Genomic DNA, 26,353 nt, shown 5'->3' with positions numbered 1-26,353 from the left:
CGCGGGGGTGTCCGCGGCCGGCCCCCCCCCGCCCCCGCCCGGGCGGGCCCCGGCGCCTTCGTGGGGATCAGCCGGTGTCGGGCGTCAGGCGCAGCGAGATGCTGTTGATGCAGTAGCGCTGGTCGGTGGGGGTGGGAAAGCCTTCACCAGTGAAGACGTGTCCGAGGTGCGATCCGCAGCGGGCGCAGCGGACTTCGGTCTGCACCGCGCCGTAGGACCGGTCTTCGGCCAGCTCGACTGCGTCGGTGTCCTTCGGGTCGTAGAAGGAGGGCCAGCCGCAGCCGGAGTCGAATTTTTCCGAGGAGGTGAAGAGTTCGGCGCCGCAGGCGCGGCAGGAGTAGACGCCCTGTGTCGTGGTGCTGTCGTACTCGCCCGTGAACGGCATCTCTGTGTCGGCGCGCCGCAGCACCCGGTACTCGGCCGGGGTGAGTTCTGCGCGCCACTGCTGGTCCGGCTTTTCGATCTCGTATGACATGAAGCAACCTCACGTGCGAAGTGGTGGTGGAACGAGCCTTTCGGCTCGCCGCGGCTGTTCGTTGGCCCCTTTCTCCGTGCGCGGCTGCGACCGGGGCTCGGGGCTTCAGCCGCGGTGGGTTTCCAGGAGCCTGAGCCAGATCTCGCTGAGGGTGGGGAAGGCGGGGACGGCGTGCCAGAGCCTGTCGATGGGTATCTCGCCGGCGACGGCGATGGTGGCGGAGTGCAGGAGTTCGGCGACGCCGGGTCCGGCGAAGGTGACGCCGGCGACGGTGTTGCGGTCGGTGTCGACGAGCATGCGGGCCTGGCCGCGGTATCCCTCGGCGTACTGGTGGGCGCCCGCGAGGTGTGCGAGGTCGTAGTCGACGACCTCGATGCGGTGCCCGTAGTGCTGTGCCGCGCGGGTGGTCAGGCCGACGGCGGCGACTTCGGGGTGGGTGAAGACGACCTGGGGCACGGCGGTGGTGTCGGCGGTGGCGACATGGGCGCCCCAGGGAGTGTCGTCGACCGGCTCGTGCTTGGCTCGGGCGGCGATGACGGCGCCGGCGATGCGGGCCTGGTATTTGCCCTGGTGGGTCATCAGTGCGCGGTGGTTGACGTCGCCGACGGCGTACAGCCAGCCGTCGGTGATACCGGTGACGCGGAAGGTGTCGTCCACGGTCAGCCAGTCGCCGGGGGGCAGCCCGATGGTTTCCAGTCCCAGGTCTGCTGTGTGCGGGGTGCGGCCGGTGGCGAACAGGATCTCGTCCGCTGTCAGTTGTCCGCCGTCGGTCAGGGAGATCCGTACCTCGCTGCCTATTCGTTCGAGGGCGGTGACGGAGGTCCGGAAGCGGATGTCGATGCCGTGCTCGCGCAGTCCGTCGGTGACCAGTTCTGCGGCGAACGGTTCCATCCGTTGCAGCAGTTCGTCCTCGCGGACCAGGAGGGTGACCTGGGAGCCGAGGGCCTGCCAGGCGGTGGCCATCTCGACGGCGACCACGCCGCCGCCGACCACCGCGAGGCGTCCGGGGGCGTTGGCGGCGCTGGTGGCTTCACGGCTGGTCCAGGGCCGTACGGTGTCCAGGCCGGGGACGGCGGGCAGGGCCGGGCCGCTGCCGGTGCAGACGGCGACCGCGTGGCGTGCGGTGAGGCGGACGGTGTCGCCTTCGGGGGTGTGCACGCTGACTTTGCGGGGTCCGTCGAGGCGGCCGTGGCCGCGGACGAGGTCTACGGCCACCGAGTCCAGCCAGTCGGCCTGGTCGTCGTCCTTCCAGTAGGAGGCCATCCTGTCGCGGTGGGCGAGGACGGCTGCGACGTCCAGTGGCGCGGCGGCCGCGTGGCGAAGGCCGGGCACGCGGCGGACGTCGGCGCGCGCGACCACCGGGCGCAGCAGTGCCTTGCTGGGGTCGCAGGCCCAGAACGAGCACTCACCGCCGAGCAGTTCGCGCTCCACGATCACGGTGCTCAGGCCGGCGGCGCGGGTGCGTTCGGCGACGTTCTCACCGACCGGTCCCGCGCCGATGACGATCACGTCGTACGTACAGGTGGTCTCTCTCATACAGATGTCCGTTCGTGGAGGGGATGTTGACCGGCACCGGGCCGGCCCGTGTCGGGCGGGGCCGGGGAAGGGCGGGCTGTGAGGTGAGGCGGCCGCAGGTCCTTGTGGCCGGGTGCTGCGGGATGACTGCCCGGCAGCACCCGGCACGGTTTGGTACCGGGCGGCGGCGGGCTCTGGCGGGACAGGGCGGCTGCGGCCGGCGGCCCGCCGATGTGGGGGTGTGGTGTCAGCGGCCGGGGAAGCGCTGGGAGACCTCCTGGAGGACCCAGCCGTTGCCGTCGGGGTCGCTGAAGGTGAGGTAGCAGCCGTAGGAGGCGCGTTCGGGGTGCAGGCCGGGCAGGCGCTGCTGGCCCTCACCGTCGTGGCTGACGCCGCCGTCGTGGTGGCCGTGGTGCAGGAGGCCTCCGGCGTCGTGGAAGACGTCGCTGACCTCGATGCCGCGGGCGGTGAGCTCGGCGTGGGCCTCGGCGATGTCGGAGACGATCAGGTAGAGGCCCTGGGCGGAGCCGGGGGCGGCGGTGGTCAGGCCTTCGCCGAAGATGATCGAGCACTCCGATCCGTTCGGGGTGAAGTGCACGGCGCGGAAGTCGTCGGTGGCGGTGTGGTCGATGTCCAGGCGGAAGCCCAGCTGCTCGTAGAAGGCCTTGGCCCGATCCACGTCGGAGACGGGCAGCACGAGGAGCTCGAGTTTCAGTTCCATGGAGGTGTCCTTCGCTTTCCTTGGCGGGAGGTGCCGGCGCGATTGCCGGCGGAGTGCGGGGGTGGCCGGCGGAGCGGTGGCCCTTCTCCGGGCGGCCGGGCGGCCGGGGGCGAAGAACGCCCGGGGCGGGGGATGGCCGGCCGGGCTATACGGCTCGCTCTATGCCTGGAAACCTACCCCGCACTTAACTCGTGCACAAGGTAATCGAGTGCGATGAGAGTGTGACAAAGCTATCTCCGAGGACGGGTATGCACGCGCCGTGCTACACGCCCGCCCGGCGGCCGGCACGACGGTGTCCGACAACTCGGAGGTATGGCTTTTCCCCTAATGCTGGGTGAAAGCCCTGGTGGGAGCGGGCCCGGCCGGACTTCACGCCTGTCGGGGGGTGAGCCCGCGATGGGCGCGGAGGTGCTTTCGCATGCCGGACGATGACGTGCTCTTCCTCATCGACGGGGAGGGCCGGGTGACGGGGTGGGGGCAAGCCGCGCAGGAACGGTTCGGCCGGCCTGCTGGGTGGGCCGTGGGCCGGTCCGTGACCGGGCTTCTGCGCGAGGCTGCCGCCGAAAACGGGCGGCGCCGGGAGGGGCTTTTGGATCCGGCCGCGCTGCGGGTCAGGCACTGTCGAGGGCGGCCGCGTGGCCTGGCAGGTACTCGCGGCGGGTGATGGCCGGGCATCCCGTGATACGGCAGTCCTGAATACCAGTCCTGAATACCAGTCCTGAAGACCCTGTTCACACACTCCCCGATGGACCTTCAGCTCTTCGACGACCAGATGCGTCTCGTCTGACCGCCGCCGATACAAACGCGCCGACCGGACGGGGAGTGCTCACGGCGTGTCGCACATGCGGGGCGTGCCGGGGGTGTCGTCAGGGCTGGGTCTCGGGCGGGGCGGCGTGCTCCAGGGCGTCGCGGAGCATGGCGCGGGAGGTGATGCCGAGTTTCGGGTAGATCTGGTAGAGGTGCGCGCCGACGGTCCGGTGGGAGACGTAGAGGCGTTCCGCTATCTGTTTGTTGGTCAGGCCGGAGGCGGCCAGGAGGGCTATCTCGGTCTCCTGGGGGGTGAGGGTGTGCGCTTTGGGGGCGTCGGTTCGCCGTTTGCCGGCGCCGGCGGCTCGCAGTTCGCTTTCGGCGCGGTCCACCCAGGGAGCGGCCTCGAGGTGGATGAAGGTGGACAGTGCGGCGCTGAGGGGGCCCCGGGACTCCGCGGTGGCGCGGGCACGGCGCAGCCGCTCGCCGTAGGCGAGCTGGACACGGGCGTAGTCGAACGGCCACCGCTGGGCACCGGGGGTGGCCAGCGCGGTGGTGAACAGGGCGAGTGCGGCGTCGTCGTCGATGGCGCTCAAGGCGGCGCACGCCTCGGCGAGCAGGGCGTGGCGTGAGGAGATCGCGGCTGTGCCGGCTTCTTGCATGGCGCGGACGTGGTCGGCGGCCTGGGTGTGCCGGTTGGTGCGCATGGCGGCCTCGACCAGGTCCAGTGTCAGCCACAGGGCGTGCGGGGCGTGTGAGGCGAGGCTTCCTGCCGGGCTGACGGCGTGGGCGTGGCCGTAGGCGGCGGTGTAGTCGCCCTGTCCCAGGGCTGCGACAGCGGCCGCGTGGTGGGCGTAGTGGGCCGCGCACAGCGCGCTGCGGGGCATGGCCCAGTGGATGATCCGCTCGGCGGTGGCCCGGGCGGTGTCGGCGTGGCCGCGGGCGGCGGCCAGGATGGCCTGGATGTAGAGGAAGTACCAGGCGAAGGCGTTGTAGCCGTGGGTGTCGCACAGCTGGAGTCCCTCGTCGGCGAGTTGGGCGGCTTCGTCCCACTGGCCGGTGAGGTAGTCGTCCAGGCAGAGGTGGATCAGTGCGGACAGGTAGCGGCGGGCCGGGCCGCCGTCGCGTCCCTTGCGCACCACGCGCCAGGCGGGTTCGCGGATGTCGGAGAGGCGGTCGCTGTAGAGGGCGGCGGTTCCGGTCCGGGTGACGTGGACGAGGTCGTCGGCCTGGGCGAGTCCTGTGACGAGCAGGTCGAGTTCCGGTGCCGCGCGGGCGCCGGTGCGGGCGGGGTCGGAGAAGGTCTTGCCCAGGGCCGACAGTACGGGAGGCACGGCCGGTGTCAGTTTCTCCAACGCCTGGTAGTAGGGCAGCCACAATTCGCGCCGGGCACCGAAGAAGGAGACGAGTGCGAGGGTGTGGAGCGCGTCGACGAGCGCTCTGTTCCCGGCGTCGTATCCGTGGGGTGCGGTCTCGATGGCGCACACCAGCAGGCTGTGGGCCGTCTCGACGTCTCCGTCGCCGTTGAGGACGAGCAGGGCGGTGGCGGCCGCGGAGTGCAGGGAGCTGTCCTCGTCCGGAGCGGTGTGCAGGGCGTCGTCCAGGATTTGCCGAGCGCTGGGCAGTGAGCCGGTCGACTCGGCACCGACGTAGGCGGCTTCGGCGAGCCGGCGGCTGCGGTCGGGGCCCGGCGGGGTGAGGTCCGCGCAGCGGATCAGTGTCCGCATGCCGCCCACGGCGTCGCCGCGGTGCAGGGTGATGCGCGCGGCCTGTTCGAGGAAGGCGGCGACGTCTTCGTCCGGTTCCAGCGTGGCTTCGCCCAGATGCCAGGCGCGGCGCTCGGGCTGGTCCACCAGCACCTGGGCGAGCGCCGCGTGCACGGCCCGCCGGTCGGTGCTGGTGGAGTTCTCCACCACGGCCGAGCGAATGAGGGGATGACGAAACCGCAGCCGGCGGGCGGACTCGTCGATGTACACGAGCTGGCGGCGTTCGGCGGGTGCCAGGTCGTCCAGGTCGTAGCCGTCGTCGGTCTGCCGGGAGGCCGCCTGCAGTACGCCGAGATCGCCCACGCCCTCCAGTGCCGCCAGCAGCAGCAGCCGCTGCGAGGGCGGGGGCAGTTCGGTGACGCGGGAGCCGAACACGCTCTCCAGACGCTGGCTGAGCGGAAGCACGGCGGGCAGGTCGTCCAGGCCCGGGACCCGCATGGCCGGAAGGGCGGAGGGCAGTTCCAGCAGAGCCAGCGGGTTGCCGTGGGCCAGGGTCAGCAGGCGCCCGCGAGCACTGGCGACCAGATGCGGAAACCGTGTGGTGACCAGATGAGCCGCCGCCTGTTCGTCCAGGGGTGCCAGCCAGTACTCGGGCAGGGTGCCGCGGTCGTGGAGGCTGTCCGAGCCCGCCCGCGACGCGGCGAGGAAGCTCATGCGGATGCCCCTGACGCGGCGTGCGACGAAGCCCAGAACGGCCGCACTGGCCCGGTCGATCCAGTGGAGGTCGTCGACGGCCAGCAGCAGCGGGCTGCCGGACGCCACCGTCTGCAGCAGCATCAGAACGGCGTTGGACACGACGAGCCGCTCGGGCGGGGAGCCGCCCTGGAAGCCCAGGGCCACCCGGAGGGCGTCGCGGAACGGTGCCTGCAGGTCGCCGATCGCGTCCTGGTAGGGAAAGAGGATCTGGTTGAGGCCGGAGTAGCTGCAGTTCGCCTCGAACTCCACACCGGCGGCGCGCAAGACCCGCGTGCCGTCGGTGTGGGCGGCGCTGGTGACGGCGTCGAGCACGGCCGTCTTGCCGACGCCCGCGTCCCCCAGCAGCAGCAGCGCCCCGCCGCCGGCCCCCAGACCCACAAGATCGCGGACGCGTCGCAGGTCGTCGTCGCGTCCGACGAGGGGATCGCTGTGTTGGCGTGTGCCGGACTCGCTGTGGATCACTACATGCTCCAGTGCTGTTCGCGGCCCGGGAAAAGGGGTGAGCCGCCGAGAGGGGACTGTGCGCCGCGGGGCGTCACCACGGGTTGGTCAGGGTGTGGCCCAAGGCCCGCGCGTCGGCACAGGCCCGTGGTCACGGACCGGACCGAGGCGGTACGCGGCGGCCGGGCGGGCCCTGCCGTGCGCCGCCGCCGGGGGAAAGGGAGTGGGGGAGGGGTGCGCAGGAGACCGCCGAGGGGGGTCAGCGTGCCGTGAGGGAGTCCGGGACGCCGGTGGACGGGGCGGGGCCGTCGGCCGGCCCCGGTGTGCCGGAGGCGTGCCTCACGGGCGCTGTGCCGACCCCAGTGCGACAGGCCGTGATCCCCGGGTCGCCGCCGGGGCCCGCGTCGGGCATTTCGGCCGAGACCTCGTGCGGGCCGCGGACGAGGACGGCGGCGGCCGGCCTTTCCTGTGTGCCGGCGGCAGACGGGACGGCGGGACGCCGGGCGGGCCGTTGCCAGCGAGGCCGAGGTGGGCGCAAGCGGCCCGCGTCGGGGATCGCGTGCACCAGTTCCCGGTGGGCGGCGTGCGCGCCGCGGGCCGGGACGGTGCGGTCAGCCGCGGGGCGGGCGCCGCTGCTGACGGGTGGTGAGGCGGAGATGGTGAATCCTTTTGCACTATTGCATAATGAGGTTTGTGGTTGGAGAGTACACGTTCAGCGGGCAGGGCGCGGCGGAGATCGCGGCGAGTATCGAACAGGCGATCGGGCAGGGTGTGCTCGCGCCGGGTGCCTTGCTGCCGCCGCACCGCGAGCTCGCCGCCGAGCTCGCCGTGAACCCCAATACCGTCGCCGCGGCCTACCGGCGCCTGCGCGACCGCGGCGTGATCGAGACCGCGGGCCGGCGCGGGAGCCGGGTGCGCCAGCGCCCGGTCACCACCGTGCGGGACGCGATCGGCCCGGAGGTGCCGCCCGGGGTGCGGGACGTGTCCACCGGCAATCCGGACATCGCGCTGCTCCCCCCGCTCGGCGAGGCATTGGCCGAGGCCGCGGCCCGCCACGCGGCACAGCCGGTGCTGTACGGGCAGGCTCCGCTCGACGCCGGACTGGGCGGCCTGGCCCGCGCCGCCTTCGACGCGGACGGGGTCCCAGGCGGCCCCGTCGGACTCACCGCAGGAGCGCTCGACGCCATCGAACGCGCCCTCGTCGCCCATCTGCGGCCCGGTGACGCGGTGGCCGTGGAGGACCCCGGCTGGGGCAGTCTCTTCGACCTGCTGCCCGGACTCGGGCTGCGGCCGACCCCGGTCGCCGTCGACGACGAGGGCCCCCTCCCGGACCAGGTAGAGGCGGCCCTGCGCAAGGGTGTGCGTGCACTCATCGTCACCGGCCGGGGCCAGAACCCGACCGGTGCCTGCGTCTCCGCCGCGCGCGCCGGCGAGCTGCGCGCCGTCCTGCAGGACTATCCCAAGGTGCTCGTCATCGACGACGACCATGCCTACGGACTGACCGAACTGCCGCTGCACCCGCTTGCCGGCAGCACCCGGCACTGGATGTTCGTCCGCTCGACGGCCAAAGCCTACGGACCCGACCTGCGCCTGGCCGTCTTCACCGGCGACCCCGTCACCGCCGACCGGGTGGGCGGCCGATACCGCCTCGGCCCCGGCTGGGTCAGCCACCTGCTCCAGTACACCGTCGCCCACCTTTGGCGCACCCAGACGCTGGACATCCCGGCCGTGGCGGCCTCCTACGCGGCACGCCGCGACGGCCTCGTGCAGGCGCTCGCCGACCGCGGCGTCGCCGCGCACGGCCGCAGCAGCATGAACGTCTGGGTACCGGTGCCCGACGAGACAGGGGCCGTGACCCAGCTGCTGCAGTCCGGCTGGGCCGTCGCCCCGGGTGCACGATTTCGCCTCGACTCCGTACCCGGCATCCGGATCACCGTGTCCTCGCTCACCGTTCAGGACGTGCCCGGCCTCGCCGACGCCGTCACCGCCGCGGTCCGCCCACGGCCTGCCGCGCGCTTCGGCTGACGCGGCGCGCGGTGGTCACTCCGGCTGCGGCCGACGCAGAAGCCGGACCGGGCGGTGAACTCTCCCGCCGCGGCCCCGCCACGGGCCACCATGCGGCGGGCGTGGTGTGATCACCGGCGGGCCGGCGATCGAGTGTCGTCGGCCGCCGGCGCAGGTCCGGCCGGATCAGCGGCCGGCGGCGAAAGCGCACCTGAGTGCGGCGACGACCCGGGCCATCACGTCCGCAGCCTCCCCCGCCCGTCCCGGCGGCAGCGATCCCCCCGGTCTGACCAGGTCGTCCAGCGACCCGCTGCCGCAGCGCACCGTCGTGACGGCCACACCGGCGGCACGCAACGCCGCGGCGTACGCCCCGCCCTCGTCCCGCGGGGCGTCCGCCTGCGCGGTGACGACGGTTGCCGCGGGCAGGCCGGCCGGACGCTGCCCGGCGGCCCGCAGCACCCCGCCGCTGTGCACAGGCAGTCCCTCGGCACGCGGGGACGGGCTGTGCGGGAACGACGTGCTGCCGGACCGAGGGGACAAGGACGCGGGATCCGCGCGGTCCTCGGGCGGCAGGGGATAGAGCAGCAGCAGCTGGGTGAACGAGAAGTCCCCGCGCTCCTTGGCCAGCAGCGCCAGCGCCACGCCGATGCCGCCTCCCACCGCGTCACCGGCGACGGCCAGCCGTGTGCGGTCCATGCCGTAGCCCGCTCCGTGGCTGTCGACCCATCGAGCCACCGCGTAGCACTCCTCCAGGGCGAGGCCGTAGCCCGCCGCGGGAGCCGGTGTGTAGTCGGGGAAGAGGACGGCGCAGTGCGCGCCTACGGCCAGCTCGCGCACCAGCCGGTCGTGGGCGAGGCCCGTAACGCGGTCGGCGCCATGGACGTACACCACCGCGGGCAGCGGACCGGCGGCGCCCTTGGGGCGCAGGATACGTACGGCGACGCTGCCCTTGGGGCCGCCGGAGACGGCGACCCACTTCGCTTCCGCTTCCGGCCTGCCGGGGCCGCCATGCTGAGGCACGTCCGGCTCCCGCGTGCCGTGCTCCCGTCCGCTGCCCGACCGCGACGCCATGACCGGGGGCGGGGCCGGCTCGCAGGCTGTCGGCTCGGCTCCCCGTTCCTCTGGCGGCAAGACGTGATCAGACATCGCACTCTCCTAGACGAGACACCCCGCCGGGCACGGGATTCACCGCCGGCCTCCGTACGGTCGTCAGGAGCCGTACATCGACGGGTATCTGTATGCGATTCCACCCGGGTGAGGACGTCCGTGCATCAGTCATGTGACGGTGACTTCGCCACCCCGGCGGTGACTCGCGGAACGCTTTCGGCCCACGCCGGGGGCCAGTTACCGAGATCCGGTGACGGAGCGCCAGCTCAGACGGCGCCGTCGGCAGGAAGGCGACGGGGCAGGTGGAGGGGTGTCAGCCGGCTGCGGAAATGTTGGTGTGCAGCCGATCGAGAAGGGCCTTCGCGTCCCTGGTCTCCTTCTCGGCGAAGCCCACCGCCTCCCCGCGGCCGGGACAGCGCGGACGCGCTCGCGCAACTGGCTGCCGTCCTCGGTGAGAGTGATCCGCAACGCCCGTCGTCCACGTGACCTTCGCGCCGGATCAGTCCGTGCGCCTGAAGACGCATCAGCAACGGGGTCAGGATGCCGTAGCCGAGTTCCAGCAGCATGCAGAGCCCGTTCGACGGGCAGGGCGCCGTGCAGCATCCGAGTGTGGCTCGTGACGACGGCCGCAGGAGGAAGGCCGGATCCCGCAGGTGTGCCTGCCCCGCCGGCCTCCCGGAGCCTTCCGGCGGTCCTTGGCGGCACTGGCGGAGGCTGCCCCCACCTGTCCTCGGCCCGGCGGGCAGACGGGAATCCTCAGCGGCGGGGAGGACCCTGTTCGCCATCCAGCAGGGCGGCGGTGACCGCGTCCCAGTCCACCTGGTCGAACTCCGTGCCGGGATGGACCAGCTCGAAGGTGTCCAGCAGCCAGTCCTGCAGCCGCCCCAGATCCATTTCGAAGAGGCACGACGCACCGCGGACGTCCAGCCTCAGATGCACCACCCGGCGCGGGCCGGCGACCGACGGCCACAGCCGTACGTCGCCCGTCCCGCTGGGCTCCTCGGTGCCGTCGAAGAGCAGATCGCGGGAGACCATCCACGTGACACTCCCGCCCTCGGGCGCGGGCAGTTCCACCCGCACGGCCAGTGGGTCGGCCTGCGTGTAGTGGAATGCCGCCACGAGCGGGATGCGTATCGACGGACACAGGATCCGGTCGAGCCGCAACGACAGCGACCGCGTACGGTTGACAGGCCGCTGAGCAGCGGGAAGGCCTGGCTGCTGGTGAGGCATGAGACCCCTTTCAGGAACGGGAGAACTTCCCTCAGCCTGGCTTCTTCAGCGCCCGCGGGCATCAGTAAGCTGACTATGGACCGGTTCTAAGCAGCGGGACACACGACAGTCGCCCAAGGGAGCGATGACAGGGGTGTCGCGGCGGCGGCCGTCCGGTGCGCGGCTCACCCAAAAAGGGGGCAGACGTCCGGCTGCGGCGATTCGGTGGCACCGGTCGCTGTGCGGGTCGTATTCGGCGTAGATGCGAGTAGCGACCTAGGGGTCCAGACCGGCGGTGATCTTGTCGCGGCGTTGCAGCACCTGGGCGGGCGAGAGGCCGAGGTCGGCCAGGTTCCGGCGGGTTGGTGGCGGGTGGCGACCTCCAGACTCTCGGGTGGTGTCGGCTGGGGCGGCAGGCTGCGCTGTAGCGTCACCGCGAGCGCACATCAGGCACCCACTTCGAACACTCAGGTCAACAGGACCTTCTGGCCTGCATGGTGTGCATCCCACTCCATCGATGGAGCGGGATGCACACCATGCGGCCGGTCTCATCCGCTGACGTACCCGCTCTCCACGGCCGGATTGCCGCCCCATCGCGCACCAGGCGGAACCTCTTCGCCCTTCATCAGGAAGGTGTCGGCGTCGAGTTGCGCTTGATCACCTACGACTGTGCCGTAGTGGACGAGCGCTCCGACGCCGAGGGTCACGCCCCGGCCGAGTGTGGCGCGGTCGGATTTGAAGGCGCCGTCTTCCTGGGAGTGCGTCTGGATCACGCTCGAAGCGTTGAGGGTGCAGTCGTCTCCGATGGACACCAGGGTGTGCTCGATGAGCGCGCAGCCGTCGTCGAAAACCCTGCGGCCGACCTTCACTCCGAGCAGCCGCCAGACCAGGGCCTTGTACGGGGTGCCGTTGAAAGCCTGCATATAGCGATGGGATGTCAGTTTCCAGAAACGTTCATGCATCCAGAAGTCGGGGTCGTAGATCGAGCAGAACAGGGGCTTCAGCGGACGGAGACTGGTGACCACCCGCTCGACCAGAGTGAAGAAGACGACCGTGAACACGGTGCTGGCCAGGCTCGCCAGGGCCAGCACCGACACACCGTGGACGGCGTAGAGATCGACGGCGACTGTGGCGATGCCGGCGAGGACGACGAAGTGGAACCATCGCGCCAGCAGGTGAAGGCCCGCGGTGAGCGCGTTGTGCCGGTTCTTGCCGGCAAGCCGTCGTCGTTGTTCCTCGCCGGTGGCCATGGAGTCGAACTTGGTGTCGCGCATCACGGTGCGCGGAATCTCGAAGCTGGGCGAGCCCAGCAGCCCCACGCCTTCGCGTACGGGCCCGTCGACGGGAACCATGACCTTGGTCGCAAGGAGGCAGTTGTCGCCCGTGCGGCCGCGGGCGGGGTAGACGATGTGGTTGCCGACGAAATTGTTGGGCCCGATCGCGGTCCTGGACAAGCGGAACGACGTGCTGGAGAACTCGGCGTTGATGATCGACAGGCCGTCGGCCACCATCGTTCCGCTGCCGACCGTGCTCAGGTAGGGGGTGTCGTGCTTCACCATCGAGCCGAAGTTCGACCCGGTCTGCTGGACGTTGCACAGGTCGTAGCCCAGACCACGCAGGTAGTGCACGATCGCGGAACTGTCCCCGAAGAGGGTGGTGAAGAACCTGATGTTGGTCAGCCGCAGCAGTGCTCGCTGGATGCCGTAGTGAAAGCCGTACAGCGGATAGACCCTGCCCGGCGTGATCGCCCGACTGAGCAGACGCGGCAGGGTACTCACCAGGACGAGACCCACGAGCAGGGCGCCGAAGAAGGCCACCAGGGAAGCCATCACGGCATCCAGGATGAAAGCGGGATTCCCCAGAGCCGGCGACCGCGGGCTCAGCACCGCGTCCAGAAGCGGCACGGAGAACACGATGCTCAGGCCGACCACTGACAGAGGCAGATACACCAGGACCATGGCCGCGAGCTGGCCCAGGCTGTACACCGCCCTGCGCGGGGTGCCGCACGCGGCGGGCGGGACAGTGGCGTAGTAGCTCGTCGTCGCCTCGGCGGGGGAGCCGTGCCAGGACTCGCCGGCCGGAACACGCTGGCCCGACTGCAAGGACGAGGCGTGGCCGAGCCGGGCGCCGTCGCCCATCGCCGTGCCGATCTCCAGCACACTCTGCTCGCCGACGATCACCTGTGCGCCGAGACTGACCGGACCCATCTCGATCCAGCCGTCGCGCGCTCGGTAGCAGGACAGCTGGACATCCTTGCGGATGAGTGCGCCGTCACCGAGGGAGAGCAGGTCGGTACAGACCGGAACGGTATGGGAAAGGATGGTGACGCCCTTCCCGACGCGCGCACCGAGGGCTCTCAGATAGAGCCCGTAGAGCGGCGACCCGGCGAGCAGCCGCGCCGGACTGGTCCGGATGAGGGTCTTCACGCACCAGAAGCGCAGGTAGGCAAGGCCCCACACCCGCATTCTGCGACGGGTGAAGCGCCCCACGAGCAGCCACTTGGCCAGAACCGGAAGCGCACACAGGCCGCAAAAAACCAGCACGCTGAACAAGACCGCGCGCCGATAGACGTCGACGGCCCTGGAACCCTCCATGACCCACTCGTAGCCCTCGATAGCGACCAGGCCGCCGACGGACGAGAAGACCAGGAAGACGACAAGCTGCGCCACCCCGCAGAGTAGATGCGGCACAGCGCCGAGCCGCGATTCATCCGTGTCACCCCACGGCGCATCGACAGCCCGCCCCGCGTTGGGCAGCAGCCCTTCCGACGGCGCCTGACCCGCAACCGGGGAGAACTCGGTGTCCGCGTACGCAGCCGCCAGACTCGTGATCGTCGGGTGCTGGTAGATGTCCTTCATCGACACCGTCGGCAGGTCGTCCCGCTTGCGTACCCGGGCGCAGAACTGCGCCATGACCAGCGAATCAGCGCCGAGGTCGTCGAAGAAGTGGCCGTCGACCGCTACCCGCTCCGCCCGCAGGACGCCCGCCAGCACCTCAGCCAGGAGCAGTTCGGTACGGGCCACTGGCGCATCCATGCTCATCGCCTCCCCGGTCGCCGATGGCGCCGCAGCAGCGCATTCGCCGTCGTGGGTACTCACGACAGTACCTCGGGACGAAGAGGTCGGGCGCGGCGCGGCCTCGACGGCCGGACCGGCTGAAGACGGGTTGGACGCGGCATGAAGGCCAGCGGTCGCCCGCCACCGTCACGGACCACCACATGCCGGCGGCCGAGCCGCTCACGCCGTCGCCACCTCGCGCGCAGCGGTCCAGCGGCCGGAGGGCCGCTGCGTGTTCCAGGTCGCCATCCGGTTGCCGGCCGGTGGCCCCCCCACGGCGGGGCCACCACCGACCACCAGTAGGAAGGTGGCGCACAGGGCGTCCACCACCCGCACGATCAGCCCGCGTCGGTTGCGAATGCCGCATACGCACCAGCTTCCTGTCACCTCACCCGCAACGGCGGGCGTGTGCAAGGAAGTTGTCACGGACACGGATGGCCTCCCTCCCCGACACCTCGGTCGGACGTCAGATGGCATTGATCGAGACCGATTCATCAGGGAGTGCGCAGGTCACCTGTGCCGATGTCCCACAGGTAGGCGCTTCTTGCCGGTACGGCACACAGTGTTCGCCGCACGTGTCCCTGCGGTCCGTCTCGGCCTACAGCTGGGTGGCACCGCCGTCGACGAACAGTTCAGCGCCGGTGGTGAAGGAACTCTGGTCCCCGGCCAGGTAGAGGGCGCCGGCCGCGACCTCGTCGGGATGCCCGATGCGGCCGAGCGGGGTCGGCGCGGCGGACTCGGTGGTCCGGTCGCCTTGCGGGATCGCGGCCCGCAGCTCGTCAGCGCCAGGGGTGGTGACAGGACCGGGGGTGAGGGCGTTGACCCGGATGCCGCGGCCGGCGAGTTCGGCGGCCCAGGTGCGGGCGAGGCTGCGGATCGCGGCCTTGGTCGCGGCGTAGACGCCCAGGCCCGGTGTGGCACGCAGGGCCGCGCTCGAGGAGAGCAGGATCACCGAGGCGCCGGCCGGGAGCAGCGGCAGCGCCTTTTGGACGGTGAAGATAGTGCCCTTGAGGTTGATGGAGGTGGTGCGGTCGTACTCCTCCTCGGTGATCTCGCCCAGCGGGCCGAAGTCGCCGACGCCGGCGTTGGCCACGACGATGTCGAGCCGGCCGCTGCGCTCGGTGATCTCGGCGAAGAGCCGGTCGAGGTCGTCGAGATCGGATGCGTCCGCCCGGATGCCGATGCCGCGGCTGCCGACCTGCTCGACGGCGGCCTCCAGCTCGGCCTTGCGGCGACCGGTCAGGTAGACGGTCGCTCCTTCGGCGGCGAACCGGCGGGCGGTGGCCAGACCGATCCCGGTGGAGGCCCCGGTCACCAGTGCGATCTTGTTGTCCAGCTGTCCCATGAGATCCTCCCGGATCAGTCTTGACGTAACTATGTTTGTTACATTTTTGGGCGCGAGAAGCGCCGAGCCGCAGGCGGAGAGCCCGGAGCTAGGCGGCCTTCAGTACGTCGCGCAGCACGTCCTCGAGCGTGGTCTTCGCCAGCTCCTTGCGCAGGGCTGCCTCGACCCCGTCATAGACGTCGGCCATGACCGGCCCGATGCCGTGGCCCACAACGCACTCAGGGTCGGGCGTGGCACGGTGCAGGGCAAAGACCGGCCCCGGCTCCACCGCCTCGTAGACATCGAGCAGGGTGATCGCCGACAGGTCCCGCGACAGCGTCCAGCCCGCGCCGGCGCCTCTGCGTGAATCGGCCAGACCGCTCGTACGCAGCTGGGCCAGCAGGCGGCGGATCACCACTGGATTCGTGTTGACGCTCGTTGCGATCTGCTCGGATGTGGCGACCACGTGGCCACGGCGCTGATACAGGCCGATCCAGGTCAGGGCGTGCGCGGCGACAGTCAGTCTGCTGTTGGCGCTCATACCCTCACCTCACCTCCGGTCATGAAGTAACCGTACTGGTTACGACGGAGTCGGGCAAGCCCTGCGAGGGGAACGACGCCGCCTGGCTCGGTGGCCGGCCGGGTCACTGGCGGGACGTGAAGAGGGCGGCGTCGCCGGCATCGGTGCGGCCGATGGCGCGGGGGATCTCGCGGGAACTGGGGTGGCGGCCCGGACAGGTACCGGGTCAGACGCTCACCTGTGGGTCCGTCCGGGCGCCCCGGCTCAGCAGTTCGGGCCATGGGCCGCCGCACCGGGTCCGCGCGTGGATCCGCAGCCGGTTGGCCACCGCCTGCCTCAGGACGGGTGACAGGTCGGACCGGTGGGCCAGCTCCCTGAACCATGTCGGCGGATCGGACGGGGACGTCTCCTGCTGCTGGGCGAACACTTCGATGGCGCGGCGGGCGAGGGCCACGTCCTGCTCGACCAGTTCCAGCATCAGTGCCTTGCGTTTGCCGCTGCCCAGGTGCGCGAGGAGCACGCGCAGGGGAACGCTCCAGCGGTTGGCGATCTCCCGCTTGGGTTTGGAGGGGCGTGCGTCATACGCGTGCAGAGCCTTCGAGATGGTCATGAGCAGGCTTGCGGCGGTCTCGGGTCGCAGCGGGGCAACACGCTCGATGAGTCTGCCCAGTTCCCTGATGTCCTCCGTCACCAGCCGCCCCTCCTGTTGGGTGGCCGGCATGATCAGCTCCAGCAGTTCGCCGGTCACCTGCTCCGCCCGGCCGGGTTCCTCGACGGGCGCGAGGCGGCATACGACCTTCGTGAGCACATGGCGGGCCGTCGTGGGAAACGCGTACCGGCCTTCGCCCCCGCCCTGCCCGGCGACCACCTTGCGCAGCGCCGGAATGACGGCTTGGGCGTCGACGGGACCCCAACGTCCCGTCACCGCAGCGGCTCGGACCAGTTCGAGCAAGGACGTGGCGAGTGGATGGCCCGCGTCGCGCAGTTCGTCGGCGAGCGTGGCACCAGCCGGCGGCTGCCATCCGGCGTTCTCCACCAAGGCACGGCACAATCGGTGCCCTTGACGTCGGCGGTCCTGTCCACCCGCGCTGCTCAGCCGCTGTACCAGGTTCCGCAACGGCTCCTCGTAGGACCGCACGAGGCCGTGCGTGGCCGAACCAGCCTGGTCCAGGACCACGACGAGCAGGTCGGTGTCCCCGGAGAGCATGGCCTCGTCCACGGGGTAGGCCAGGAGGTCGGGACGGCTGCCCACGTATCCCGCGAAGTCGGTGGCCAGAGCCCCGCGTGTCTGCGGGTCGGCCGTGCACGCGGCGTGGACTTCGGGATCGGTGGCCCAGGCATGAAGAGCCAGCCGGGCCCCAGGGTGACCCGCCGCGGCCGCGGGCACCACGAGTTTGGCCAGGCCCGCCGAGTCCAGCCACAGATCCTGCGGCACGTCGTCGGGAAGCAGCCCGAGGAGCACCGCGGCGTCTGGGCGAGCCCGGCCGACGGCTTCTCGAAAGAGGGTCGAGAGCGTGCGCCGGCTGCCCTGGTAGGCGGAGGCCGGGAGTTGCAGAAGTGCCTCACGGCACCTGTCATGGACCGCCTCGGCGAAGGGGTACGTCTCGCGGGCACCATCGGTCCGTGACCGCCCGGAGCGGACGAGCGTGGGCACGATCACCATGTCCAGGGCCGCGGACTGGTCCCGCGGATGCTCGAGCGCCAGCAGCGTGTCGGTGAACTGTTCCGCCCCCGACTGGTGCAGGCGGGCCGCGAGAACTCCGGCACCGTACAGTCTCGCCAGGCCGGTAGGGGTGCTGAGATCGTCCTTGACGGCCTGGCGCAGCAGTTCGTGGAGCGGGGCCGTCGGCTCCTCCTCCATGACGGCGCCCCACAAGGCGCCCAGTGCCTCCTCGAGGGCGGTGAGTTCGGCACCGAGGAGATCGGGGGCGGCGGTGTCCAGGAGCCGGACGAAGCGGTCGAGGGCCCGGCGGCGTACCCGGCTCGCCCAGGACCGACCCTGGCCGCGGTGGGTCTCTTCGCTCACCATGCCTACCAGGTCGGCCAGACTCTGCGTGACCCGTGCGGCGCCGAACTTGTGCCAAAACCGTTCCGCCTGGTCCAGTGCCCAGGCCGGGTCGTGAGGGAACGACGCGCGCAGGAGCCGCAGATACAGATGGTCGTGCGACCGCAGTTCCTGGGTCTGCCAGGCCAGCAGCCACGTCATACAGTCCAGGTCGTCGAGGAGCCCGACCGCAGCGGCCGGGTGCCGGCGGAGCAGGCGGCACACCGCCTCCAGCAGCTGAATGCGTACGGCCCGGCCGTCGTCGTCGGACTGCTCGCCGCGTTCCCACACCACCGTCAGGTCCTCGATCCAGCGTTCCGCGCGGGGGTGCCGGAAACCGGGGAGAACGACGAGAAAGCGTTTGACGGGCTCCGCCGGCAGGCTTCGCAGGCGCTCACGGGCCGGTTCCGCGGTGCTGCCGAGACCACGCAAACGCGCATACAGGTCCAGGCCGAGAGCCACGGTGCGGTCGTCGTCGAGCAGAGGCAGCAGGAGCCGGTCGGCGGCCCCCGGGGCCTCCCGGGGCACCAGCTGGCCGGCGACGGCGGCCAGGACGAGGTCGGTGGGATTGGCCAGCATCCGCGCGACGAGTTCCGGGCCGCGGCCTGCTGCGCGGAGCCAGTCGGCGGCCATGTACTCGAAGAAGGTCTGGTGGAAGAACCGCACCCGCGTTGTGCCCGTGAGAGTCGAGATGACCCCTCGTCGCTCCAGTTCGTCGAGGTCGGCGACGATCCTCTCCCACGGCACTCCGGGCAGCAGCTCTTCCAGATGGTGGCCGACGAGAGGCAGGTCGACCTCCAGCTCGTTGGCGGCCAGCATGTAGCGGGCCAGTGCCCGAGCGATGGGGCGGAGATCACGGGAGGCGGCGGAGCTCAGCGGGGCGCTCCCCTGACCGGCCCTGCTGTCCTGCTCGACGCGCTGTCGGCGGACCTGGTCGTACAGGGAGGCGATGTCGATATCCTGGACGGGCGGGTCGGGAGCGTAGACATCGAACAGCATGCGCAAGGTCAGCGGGTTGTCGCAGACCTCGCGAAGCGGTAGATCCTGATATACCGCCCCCATGATGTCGGCCGTCAGCCGATCGGCGGCGGACGGCCCGTACAGGGCGTCGGAACAGTAGACCCGGCTGTGGCGGGTCACCGCCTCGGCCCGCTCGGAAACGCTGTAGGCACCCAGCCGTACCGGCGGACGCAGGAAGGCATCGCGGGCGGTGCTCTCGGTCTCGTCCGCGTCGTCGAAAGGCAGCAGCCTGGCCTCACCCGGACGGCACGTCATGACCACCGACACACCCTGCCGACGCGCCGCGTCGATGAGCCGTGCCACCAGTGCGGCTCCGTCGGCGCTGTGCATGAGGAGGTCCAGCGTGTCCACGAGCAGCACCGGAGTGGCGTGGGTCGTGCAGTGGGCGAGCGCGCTGGCCACGTCCGGCACACCCAGTGCGGTGGGAGGCCGGTCGGGGGCCGGTTTGAGGGAGTCCAGAAGGGACGAGGCCTTGACGAAGAAGGGCTCCGTGCCGGCCTGCTCGGCAAGCCTGCGATAGAGGCTCCAGAGCACGGTCGTCTTGCCGAACCCCGGCTCGCCCACGATCAATTGGGCGCAGGTCTCCTGCGCTCGGTCCAGAACGGCTTGCTCCGCACGCCTGGTGACGTGCAGGTCGGCCAGGGTGATCCCACGCGGGAAGCGGCCGTTCGGCCGCATGAGAAGGCCGGCGTCCTCGACAGCCTCCTCGCTGAGCCGGCGCAGCCTCTCCAGCTCCTCCCTGCCGGGGCCGGGGGCGCTGAGCCGGCGGGCCTCACCGCGCATCGCCTCGAGATGCTCAACGCCCAACTCGGCCAGTTCGACATGCTCCTGGGGTGAGAGCCGGCCAGCCCTGCCCCGATCGAGGGCCCTGCGCCGCAGGTCGACGACGACGCTCTCCAGAGGACCGGCCTTGTCCGGAACCACCTTCGCGTTCTTCCAGTCGCTCAGCGACGACCTGCTGGTGCCCTTGACCGTGTCCAGCGGAGGACAGCCCGCCAATTCCCACAGCCGCGTCAGAGCCGACGCGAATCCACCGGGCATCCGTCCCTCCCCTTCGCCGGCAGCCGTGTGCCCGTTTCTACCGCACCCCGGACCGCTCTGCCGGATCCGGCCGGAAAACCGGCGCCGCGCTCCGGCCTGCAGGTTCTGCGTCATCCGTGGCCGGGTGCGCACCGGAGCCGCCGGATGGGCGCGCCATGGAGTCCGGACGCCGAGAGGCAGGCGTCCTTGCCGACCTACGGAGGACACCCATGCGAAGCCCCATGCTGCGCCGGACAGTTCTGGTCACGACGTTCGCGGCCCATATTCTCACTCTCTGTCAGCCTGACGCCGCGTTCGCCGTCGGCGAGGGGTCGCCCGTCTGCCCGCGACCCGAGCCGGCGGACCGGTTGATGGTCTTGTTCCCCTACCTGTGGCTGGTCGTCGTCGTGGGGCTGCTCGTGGGACTGCTGACGGGGTGGCTCAGCCACCGGGGCGGTGACAACACCTGGGAGTCAGCCCGCCAGGGCCTCGCCACCGGACTGGCCACGACAGGGCCCCTCTTGACGGTGGTCGGCCTGCTGGCGATCCTGCCGCCCGTCTGCCCGTGACGTCCGCTGCCAACGGTGACGCCGTACACACTGCCCGGTCGCCGCCCGTCACCCCTTCCGGATATCCCGCTTACCGGTGAGGTGAAGCTTCCCACTTTCCCGTCCCTGTCGTCGCCTACTCGCTCCTGAAGCGGTTGATCGGCACCAGCCGTTATGAACGGCTCCAGCCGGCGACCGAGGCGACTCAGAAATCCTTCGGAATGGTCTTGGTCGTGGTCGACCAGCCGGCCTCAATCGGGGCCCTGCCGCCGGCAGGCAGGTGAACGGGCAGCCATGTCCCTCGCGACCTCCCGGCCTGACGAGGCGACGGATCGCCGACCTCTACCCCGGCGAGGCCAAGACTGACGCGAGGGCCCACGAAGGCGGCACGATGCACCTTCTCCGGGGCGACGACGCCCGCCCCGGAGGCGACGTCCGCTGAATCGCGCGGCAACTGTTGAGTCGTCAGTTCCATCGGGTCCGTTCCCAACGCGGCGGCTGCGTCGAATTCGGGATGGTGCTGGTGGCGACTTCAACCGGGGGAGTCCGCTTCGATGATGGCCCCCGCTGGCGGCGGAATCGGTTGGACGATGGAGGCGGACGCAGCGGGATCTCCTCTGGCGTGGCTGCCGGGGGCGTCGTGGGAAGGGCGGGTTTGAGGCTGCCGGCTGTTCCATGTGGCGGACGGGTCGTTGAGGTTGATGAGGGTGTAGGCGCTGAGGTGGTGGATGAGTTGGGAGGCGAGGTACCAGCGCAGGCCGCGGCCGCGCCAGGCGTTCATGTGTCAGGGCAGGACGTCGCGCCAGGCCCTCCCGGCGGGCGAGGATGAGGCCGCCGTTCGGTCGGCCACACCCAGCTTGGTGAAGATCGTCGACATGCGGTTCGCGATGGTCTTGGAAGCGAGTCCAAGGTCGGTCGCGACCTTGCTGTAGCTGTGACCTGGGGCGACACGATCGAGGGTTTCTCGTTCACGGGATGTCAGGTCGCCGCATGGCACCGCCGATTCGGGCGTTCCTCGAGATGTCCGATCAAGAGGGCGGCGACGAGGGGTGCGACGACGAACTGCCCGGCAGCCACTGATCGGATCGTGGTGCGGATCTCTTCCTGCTGGGCGCCTTTCAGCAGCAAGCCGCGCGCGCCGGCGTGCCGCGTCGGACGACGGGGGTCGTCGGCGACGAGCACCCGGATCGGGCCGGTAGCCGAGGCCATGTCCCGATGATGGACGACCTCACTTCCCGGCGAGGGGCCATACCTCCCGGGAAACAGGGAAATCCTCCCGGCTGCCCGGGAAATAGCACTCTCGCGCTCCCCGAGGCGCGTGCCGGATGCTCAATTCACCGGGGAGCAGCCGGCCCCCTCGTCCAGAACAGGCAGACCGACATGAGCCAGACCGGATCAGCGTCTCTCACCGGCAAGAACAAGGCGGGCCTCCTCATGGCCACCGCCCTGGGCCTCCTGGACGTGACCAGTGTCTTCTTCGTCCCGGCACAGGACGGGGACACCCCAGGCCCGCCGCCGGCCATCCTCATCGCCGGCGTAGGCCTCGGCCTCATTACCACCATCGCCGCCGTGTACGCCTGGCGCACCGCCCACCGGATCGGCGCCCGCGTCGTCGCCGGATCGCGGACCCTGTCGGTGATCCTCTCTCTCCCCGCGTTCTACGTCAGTGGCATCCCGGCCAGCGTCGTATTCATCTCCGCGGTGACCGTGATCGCCAGCGTGATCGCCATCGCCTTCGTCCTGTCCCGCCCCGCTCCCGAATCCGCCCTCCGGTGACACGCCCGGACGTCTCCGCCCCGGCCACTTGCCGGACATTCCCCGAACTCCTCGTCACATCCATGTATGCAACTTGGGAGGTTTTCATGCCGATCGACCCGGGCTCGGTACAGCGGGCCACTCAGCAAGCTCAGCAAGCCAGTCAGCTCGCCGCTCAGAACGCGGCCCGCGCTCGCGACGCGCACATCCGCGGATCGCATGCTTCGCACTCGTCGGCCAGGGGCAACGTGTTCGGCCTGCTGATCCTCTTCGGCGGCGGCTTTTATCTTTACAAGCACCCCGAGCTCATCGGCGTGATTCAGTCCCACATTCAGACGTGGCTCGCCGCTGCCAACTCTTGACCGATGCACGGCGCACCAGCCGTGGGAGGCCAGTACGAGCGCGCGGTTGGCAAGTTCATGTCTCTCGGGCTCGGGCTCGGCCCCGTCACCCAATTTCGAGTGACGGGGCCTCTGCCGTGGAGAGCGTGCCGCTACGGCACCGATCGGTCCCGCGGCCGCCCCCCTCGACCCTCCGTGCGACGCGATGTGACGTGCATTGGTGCACGTGACTGCCATGCGGCCGCCGCTTCGCGGAGATGCGGGATGTCTAGGCCGGTGCCCCCGTAGCCGCCGTCGGCGATCGCCGTTGCGCGGCCGACGGCGGCCTTCGCCCCGGACAAGTCCCATGCCTTGCAGTGGTTGCGGTTACCCGGAAGTGGCCGGCCGACGGCGACGACGGGCCGGGCGTCGATGTCTTTGCCGACCTGCTGGTTGGTGGAGTACCGGCAATTCTTCGACTGCTCGTCGACGGTGTGGTCGCGGGTGGGCACCGGGATGCCGTCCACGATCAGTACGGTGTCCCGGCGGAACCTCTTGCGCTCCTGCAGCGCAAGCGCCGGGCCGAGGTCGTCGATGTTGCGGCCGGCCGCGGACTTCGACATCCCGCACGATGGGGCGAGTTGGCGCAGTGTGAGGTCGGTGCACCAGTACGCAGCGACCAGCAACACCCGGCTCTCAAGCGACAGGGTCCACGGCCTGCCCCTGCGCACCGGATCCGCGCCCTCACGCCGCAACGCTGTGATCGGGTTGCCGAACTGATGCGGGCTCAGCCCGATGAACGGACTTTTCCAGGACGGCTCCGACGCCCTGATCACACTTGACACGACGAGAGCATTTCAGTTGCCGTCGTACTTTCCTCAGGCCGATCCTGTGGGCTCAGTCAACGAGGAGGACATGCGGGGCTCGTTCCGTTCCCAGGAGAGGACGACATCAGCAGCCCGGACGTGTCCTGGTACTACACCGGCTTCGGAGTGTTCCGGCGGTGGCCGGCGCAGGCCGAGGGGTTCGGCGCTGGACGAGATGCAAGGCTTCGGTGGGGACAGGGTCTCACCGGCGATGCGGCTGACGCCTGATGGATCACGGCCTGGTCCGGACGGCAGAAACGCGCGTGGGCGCCGGGCAGGTGCAGGCCGGCTCGACGGGCGTGGCGCGGTCGGCGAGGCGGTCGGCGTTCTGTATGACGCGGCAGCGTCCCCCATGGCGACGCGTGTACGCCTCGGCGTGGACCAGCTGGCCAACGCGGCTGACGCCGGCCGGCACAGGGATGAGGATGACGTGCTTGCTCAGCGCCACCAGCTAGGTCAGGGTCGTTGCCCCGGCGCTACCGGCGACCAGGTCGGTCGGCGACAGCGTGCTGGTCATCTCCTGGCGGAGGTACGGCCTGCCACAAGCCGGCTGTTGCGGATGCCCGCCTCGTCGTGGGGGAGTTCGGCGGCGCACCGTCCCGGCCGGAGCGAGCCCGTCGGCATCCGATGGGCTCCAAGCTGCTTGACGAGCAAGAGGAACGTCAGCAGCTGACGACCCCTCGCTCGACGCTGCCTGTTCGCCCGCGCATGGCCTGTCCCATCACGGTAGGTCGTGCGCGTACTCGACGTACAGCGGCGTGGCGAGGACCTGCGCATACGGCACCTGGCGAGCGGGATCGGGACCGACAGCGAGGGTGACGCGCGCGTACCCGCGCATCCAAGCCGCGCCTTCGGGGAAGCGGTTGCTCACATCAAGGGCCCTGCAGACGCCTCGCCTCACATCCCTCAGAGGCTCCCTCGGCGCGTGGGGCGCATTGATGTTGTCAGCGTTGGGGAGCGGGTCTTCGACCACTTCGTGGATCAGGGACGACAACAGGCTGCCTGACACGCCGTACACGACTATGTCCGTCTCTGGCACGGGCCTCAGAAGGTGATCTGGGCTGCCGTGCAGGAGCAGGCGAACGCCGCTCAGGTGTGTCTGTTCGTCTCCACTCGCCGCCGGAGCATCCATGAACAGGACGGTCTTGTAGATCTGTCCGTTGGCGCCGGCGACGTTGAACGGCGCTTCGAAGTACACCCAGCGACCGGTCTGGACGTCCGGATCCTGGTACCAGAGCGCGTGTTCCTCGATTGTTTTGATCACATCAGGCAGCCGTTCCCTGCTCCCCGAGGCAGCGCTCACCTCGGCCAGATCCAACTCCAGGCTGCCCCCAACTGCCAGCGCCGACGCGTTCAGTCGCAGTGCGGTGAGCCGACGTCCGATCCGTGTCCGACGTCGCCTTTCGGGGACGAACTGCCGCAGCTTGGCGTCGGACAGGTAGATCAATTCCTGCATTGGCGCACCCCCACGTCGACTGGCCCAATTCTAGGGAATGGGGCTCTGTCGCACACGGCGGCGCTCACGAACGCCGGATCCGTCGGCAGCCCACGGACGGATGATCTCCGCGCCGGAGACACGGGAGTCCTCGGCGTGTTTGATCTGGCCGATGTCCCTCGGTGAGCCAGACCAGGACACCGTGCAGCAGGCTGTCGAGTGTGGGGCGCGTCGCTCGTCACTCGTAATTCTCCTCGTCCGCGCCTGCGCCCCCGAATAGGTTCAGTCCGGGGGATCTGTGACTGCCTGACGATGGGATCGTGGTCGTGGTCGTGGTCATGGGGCGGGGAGATCCGACCGATGACGAGTGGATGCGGCTTGAGTCGCATCTGCCGAGGTCGGGTGGTCGCGGTGGACGCCGGCGCGATGACCGTCTCGTGATCAACGGGGTCCTGTTCCGTGTCCGGAGCGGAGTTCCCCGGCGGGATCCGCCAGAGCGGTTCGGGAGCTGGAAGGCCGTCTACGAGCGGCATCGGCGCTGGTCGGCGGACGGTACTTGGGACCGGATCTTCCAGCCCGTCCTGGCGGACGCCGACGCCCAGGGCTGTGTGGACTGGAGCATGGTCGGCGTCGACTCGACTTCGTGCCGTGCCCACCAGCATGCGGCGGGTGCACCGCGTAGACGTCCGCGAGTCCCGAAAAAAGACCAACGCCCCGGCAGCACCGCCCCGACGAAGGACTTGGACGCTCCCGGGCGAGCTGCCCTGCAAAATCCACCTCGCAGGCGAGGGCGGACGCCGACCGCCGGCGTTGCTGATCACACCTGGGCGACAGCCCAAGCCGTCTCCACCCGCTATGACAAGCGCGCCTTCGTCTTCAGCGGAACCGTGACCGTGGCCTCGATCCGCCTGTGGCTCAGGCAGTGAGGCTCGGCCCCCGTCATTCGGGGCCCAGGACGCCCAGCTCGACCTCTTCCAACACCCGCGACCACCAACCGTCCTCGTCGCCGAACGCGACCGGATCCTGCTGCTGAGCCTGGAGCATCAGCTCGGCAACGTAGTCCTCGTAGTCTTCGTCGTCCTCGCTCCGGCCGGACCGCACGAAGGAGTCCCACAGTCGGAGCAGTCGTTGCAGGCCGCCCACAGAGGAGTTGACCAGGGCGAAGCGCTGGGGGCCGCCGTCGTATCCGTAAGCCATCCACACCTCGCCCGAGTGGATCGCGAGCCAGTAGGAGTTGACGCCGTCCTCGAAGACGCCAAGGCACACGGCAGGCCCGCAGGGCAGGTCACGAGCCTGCAGCTCCAGCGCGGCATCGCGGACGAACATGCAGTGGCAGTCGTCCGGAAGCCCCGGATCCGCCAGCGCCGGCTCCACCTCAGGACTCACGCCGGCAGCTCGAACCATCGTCAGCTCGTAGGGGCGCCACAGCACGGTCCCGGTGATGTACTCGTCCATGCCGCGGATTCTGCCATCCACCTACGACCGTGATCCGCTGGATCGAACCTAGGGCCAGCGAGGGCTCGGTCGCGTAGCCGGCCGACGGCACCGGTGACGCACCGAGTCCCACCTCCGGGTCGAGCCCCGAGCACGGGGCACGGCCACGGGGCGGGGCCGGTCGGGGACCCCCGGAAATGGTTGCGCACCGGGCTGCTCGGGCCCGTGCACGGATCTAGTAGGACTCCGTTATGTCCGTGTGTCGGTCCTAGTCGGGGGCATGTGTAGGGGTGTGGATGCACATGAAGTGAACCGTGCTCGGGCGAAGTT

Annotated in this window: 19 protein-coding genes and 3 pseudogenes; 6 read left to right on the top strand and 16 right to left on the bottom strand. The window is 70.3% G+C overall.

Annotated features, from left to right (window positions below; genetic code table 11):
* Positions 1-67: 67 nt before the first annotated feature.
* From msrB to ACFV0T_RS40165, 4 genes are all read right to left on the bottom strand, one after another.
* A complete protein-coding gene (gene msrB, locus ACFV0T_RS40180) occupies positions 68-475 on the bottom strand; it encodes a peptide-methionine (R)-S-oxide reductase MsrB (protein WP_385790187.1) in 408 nt (135 codons plus the stop codon).
* A 105-nt stretch (positions 476-580) separates the two neighbouring features.
* A complete protein-coding gene (locus ACFV0T_RS40175; RefSeq protein ID WP_385790185.1) occupies positions 581-2,011 on the bottom strand; it encodes a dihydrolipoyl dehydrogenase family protein in 1,431 nt (476 codons plus the stop codon).
* A gap of 226 nt (positions 2,012-2,237) precedes the next feature.
* On the bottom strand, positions 2,238-2,711 hold the full coding sequence (locus ACFV0T_RS40170) for a VOC family protein (RefSeq protein ID WP_385790184.1): 474 nt from the start codon (positions 2,709-2,711) through the stop codon (positions 2,238-2,240).
* Positions 2,712-3,577: 866 nt separating this feature from the next.
* Entirely contained in the window at positions 3,578-6,382 is a 2,805-nt protein-coding gene (locus ACFV0T_RS40165) for an ATP-binding protein (protein WP_385790182.1), read from the bottom strand.
* Between the two features lie 672 nt (positions 6,383-7,054).
* Here ACFV0T_RS40165 and ACFV0T_RS40160 point away from each other — a divergent pair.
* On the top strand, positions 7,055-8,386 hold the full coding sequence (locus ACFV0T_RS40160) for an aminotransferase class I/II-fold pyridoxal phosphate-dependent enzyme (RefSeq protein ID WP_385790180.1): 1,332 nt from the start codon (positions 7,055-7,057) through the stop codon (positions 8,384-8,386).
* 165 nt (positions 8,387-8,551) lie between these two features.
* Here the strand turns inward: ACFV0T_RS40160 and ACFV0T_RS40155 are convergent, their stop codons facing one another.
* The 7 genes from ACFV0T_RS40155 to ACFV0T_RS40125 all read right to left on the bottom strand — a co-directional run bounded on the left by ACFV0T_RS40155 (position 8,552) and on the right by ACFV0T_RS40125 (position 19,686).
* Positions 8,552-9,385 (bottom strand): alpha/beta hydrolase fold domain-containing protein, encoded by an 834-nt coding sequence (locus ACFV0T_RS40155; protein WP_385790178.1) that lies wholly within the window; start codon positions 9,383-9,385, stop codon positions 8,552-8,554.
* Between the two features lie 843 nt (positions 9,386-10,228).
* Positions 10,229-10,591 (bottom strand): SsgA family sporulation/cell division regulator, encoded by a 363-nt coding sequence (locus ACFV0T_RS40150; RefSeq protein WP_385790177.1) that lies wholly within the window; start codon positions 10,589-10,591, stop codon positions 10,229-10,231.
* 638 nt (positions 10,592-11,229) lie between these two features.
* Complete coding sequence (locus ACFV0T_RS40145) at positions 11,230-13,716, bottom strand: Pls/PosA family non-ribosomal peptide synthetase (protein WP_385790175.1); 2,487 nt, start codon at positions 13,714-13,716, stop codon at positions 11,230-11,232.
* 201 nt (positions 13,717-13,917) lie between these two features.
* Positions 13,918-14,169 carry a hypothetical protein gene (locus ACFV0T_RS40140; protein ID WP_385790174.1) on the bottom strand — a complete coding sequence of 84 codons (252 nt, stop codon included), beginning with the start codon at positions 14,167-14,169 and terminating at the stop codon, positions 13,918-13,920.
* Between the two features lie 166 nt (positions 14,170-14,335).
* Positions 14,336-15,082, bottom strand: coding sequence for an SDR family NAD(P)-dependent oxidoreductase (locus tag ACFV0T_RS40135; protein ID WP_385790172.1), 747 nt, complete (start codon positions 15,080-15,082; stop codon positions 14,336-14,338).
* Between the two features lie 88 nt (positions 15,083-15,170).
* On the bottom strand, positions 15,171-15,602 hold the full coding sequence (locus ACFV0T_RS40130) for an Rrf2 family transcriptional regulator (RefSeq protein ID WP_385790170.1): 432 nt from the start codon (positions 15,600-15,602) through the stop codon (positions 15,171-15,173).
* 205 nt (positions 15,603-15,807) lie between these two features.
* Entirely contained in the window at positions 15,808-19,686 is a 3,879-nt protein-coding gene (locus tag ACFV0T_RS40125) for a hypothetical protein (protein WP_385790169.1), read from the bottom strand.
* A 209-nt stretch (positions 19,687-19,895) separates the two neighbouring features.
* Between ACFV0T_RS40125 and ACFV0T_RS40120 the strand changes: the two genes are divergently transcribed.
* Entirely contained in the window at positions 19,896-20,234 is a 339-nt protein-coding gene (locus ACFV0T_RS40120) for a hypothetical protein (RefSeq protein ID WP_385790167.1), read from the top strand.
* Positions 20,235-20,407: 173 nt separating this feature from the next.
* Positions 20,408-20,586: pseudogene (locus tag ACFV0T_RS40115) on the top strand (IS110 family transposase); the annotation flags it as partial.
* Positions 20,587-20,997: 411 nt separating this feature from the next.
* On the opposite strand, the gene ACFV0T_RS40110 reads toward ACFV0T_RS40115, so the two are convergent.
* Both ACFV0T_RS40110 and ACFV0T_RS40105 read right to left on the bottom strand, forming a co-directional pair.
* Positions 20,998-21,210: a response regulator transcription factor gene (locus tag ACFV0T_RS40110; protein ID WP_385790166.1), complete on the bottom strand. Its 213-nt coding sequence runs from the start codon at positions 21,208-21,210 to the stop codon at positions 20,998-21,000.
* A complete protein-coding gene (locus ACFV0T_RS40105; protein ID WP_385790164.1) occupies positions 21,192-21,422 on the bottom strand; it encodes a hypothetical protein in 231 nt (76 codons plus the stop codon). Before ACFV0T_RS40105 ends, ACFV0T_RS40110 begins: the two co-directional genes overlap by 19 nt.
* Positions 21,423-21,593: 171 nt before the next feature.
* On the opposite strand from ACFV0T_RS40105, the gene ACFV0T_RS40100 reads away from it, so the two are divergent.
* Together ACFV0T_RS40100 and ACFV0T_RS40095 are read left to right on the top strand one after the other, a co-directional pair.
* On the top strand, positions 21,594-21,989 hold the full coding sequence (locus ACFV0T_RS40100; protein ID WP_385790163.1) for a hypothetical protein: 396 nt from the start codon (positions 21,594-21,596) through the stop codon (positions 21,987-21,989).
* 86 nt (positions 21,990-22,075) lie between these two features.
* Positions 22,076-22,330 carry a hypothetical protein gene (locus ACFV0T_RS40095; RefSeq protein ID WP_385790162.1) on the top strand — a complete coding sequence of 85 codons (255 nt, stop codon included), beginning with the start codon at positions 22,076-22,078 and terminating at the stop codon, positions 22,328-22,330.
* Between the two features lie 227 nt (positions 22,331-22,557).
* Here ACFV0T_RS40095 and ACFV0T_RS40090 read toward each other — a convergent pair.
* Together ACFV0T_RS40090 and ACFV0T_RS40085 are read right to left on the bottom strand one after the other, a co-directional pair.
* A pseudogene (locus ACFV0T_RS40090) lies at positions 22,558-23,133 on the bottom strand (IS5/IS1182 family transposase); the annotation flags it as partial.
* Between the two features lie 742 nt (positions 23,134-23,875).
* Complete coding sequence (locus ACFV0T_RS40085; protein ID WP_385790161.1) at positions 23,876-24,610, bottom strand: SAVMC3_10250 family protein; 735 nt, start codon at positions 24,608-24,610, stop codon at positions 23,876-23,878.
* Positions 24,611-24,927: 317 nt separating this feature from the next.
* Here ACFV0T_RS40085 and ACFV0T_RS40080 point away from each other — a divergent pair.
* Positions 24,928-25,420, top strand: a pseudogene (locus tag ACFV0T_RS40080) (IS5 family transposase); the annotation flags it as partial.
* A gap of 108 nt (positions 25,421-25,528) precedes the next feature.
* Here the strand turns inward: ACFV0T_RS40080 and ACFV0T_RS40075 are convergent.
* The gene (locus ACFV0T_RS40075; protein ID WP_385790159.1) at positions 25,529-26,044 is read right to left on the bottom strand and encodes an SUKH-4 family immunity protein; all 516 of its coding nucleotides are present in this window, start codon (positions 26,042-26,044) and stop codon (positions 25,529-25,531) included.
* Positions 26,045-26,353: the final 309 nt, after the last annotated feature.

It is taken from the genome of Streptomyces sp. NPDC059582 (assembly GCF_042735715.1).
Taxonomy (GTDB): domain Bacteria; phylum Actinomycetota; class Actinomycetes; order Streptomycetales; family Streptomycetaceae; genus Streptomyces.
The sequence above is the reverse complement of the archived record's forward strand: the minus strand, read 5'-3'. Positions and strand labels throughout refer to the sequence as shown.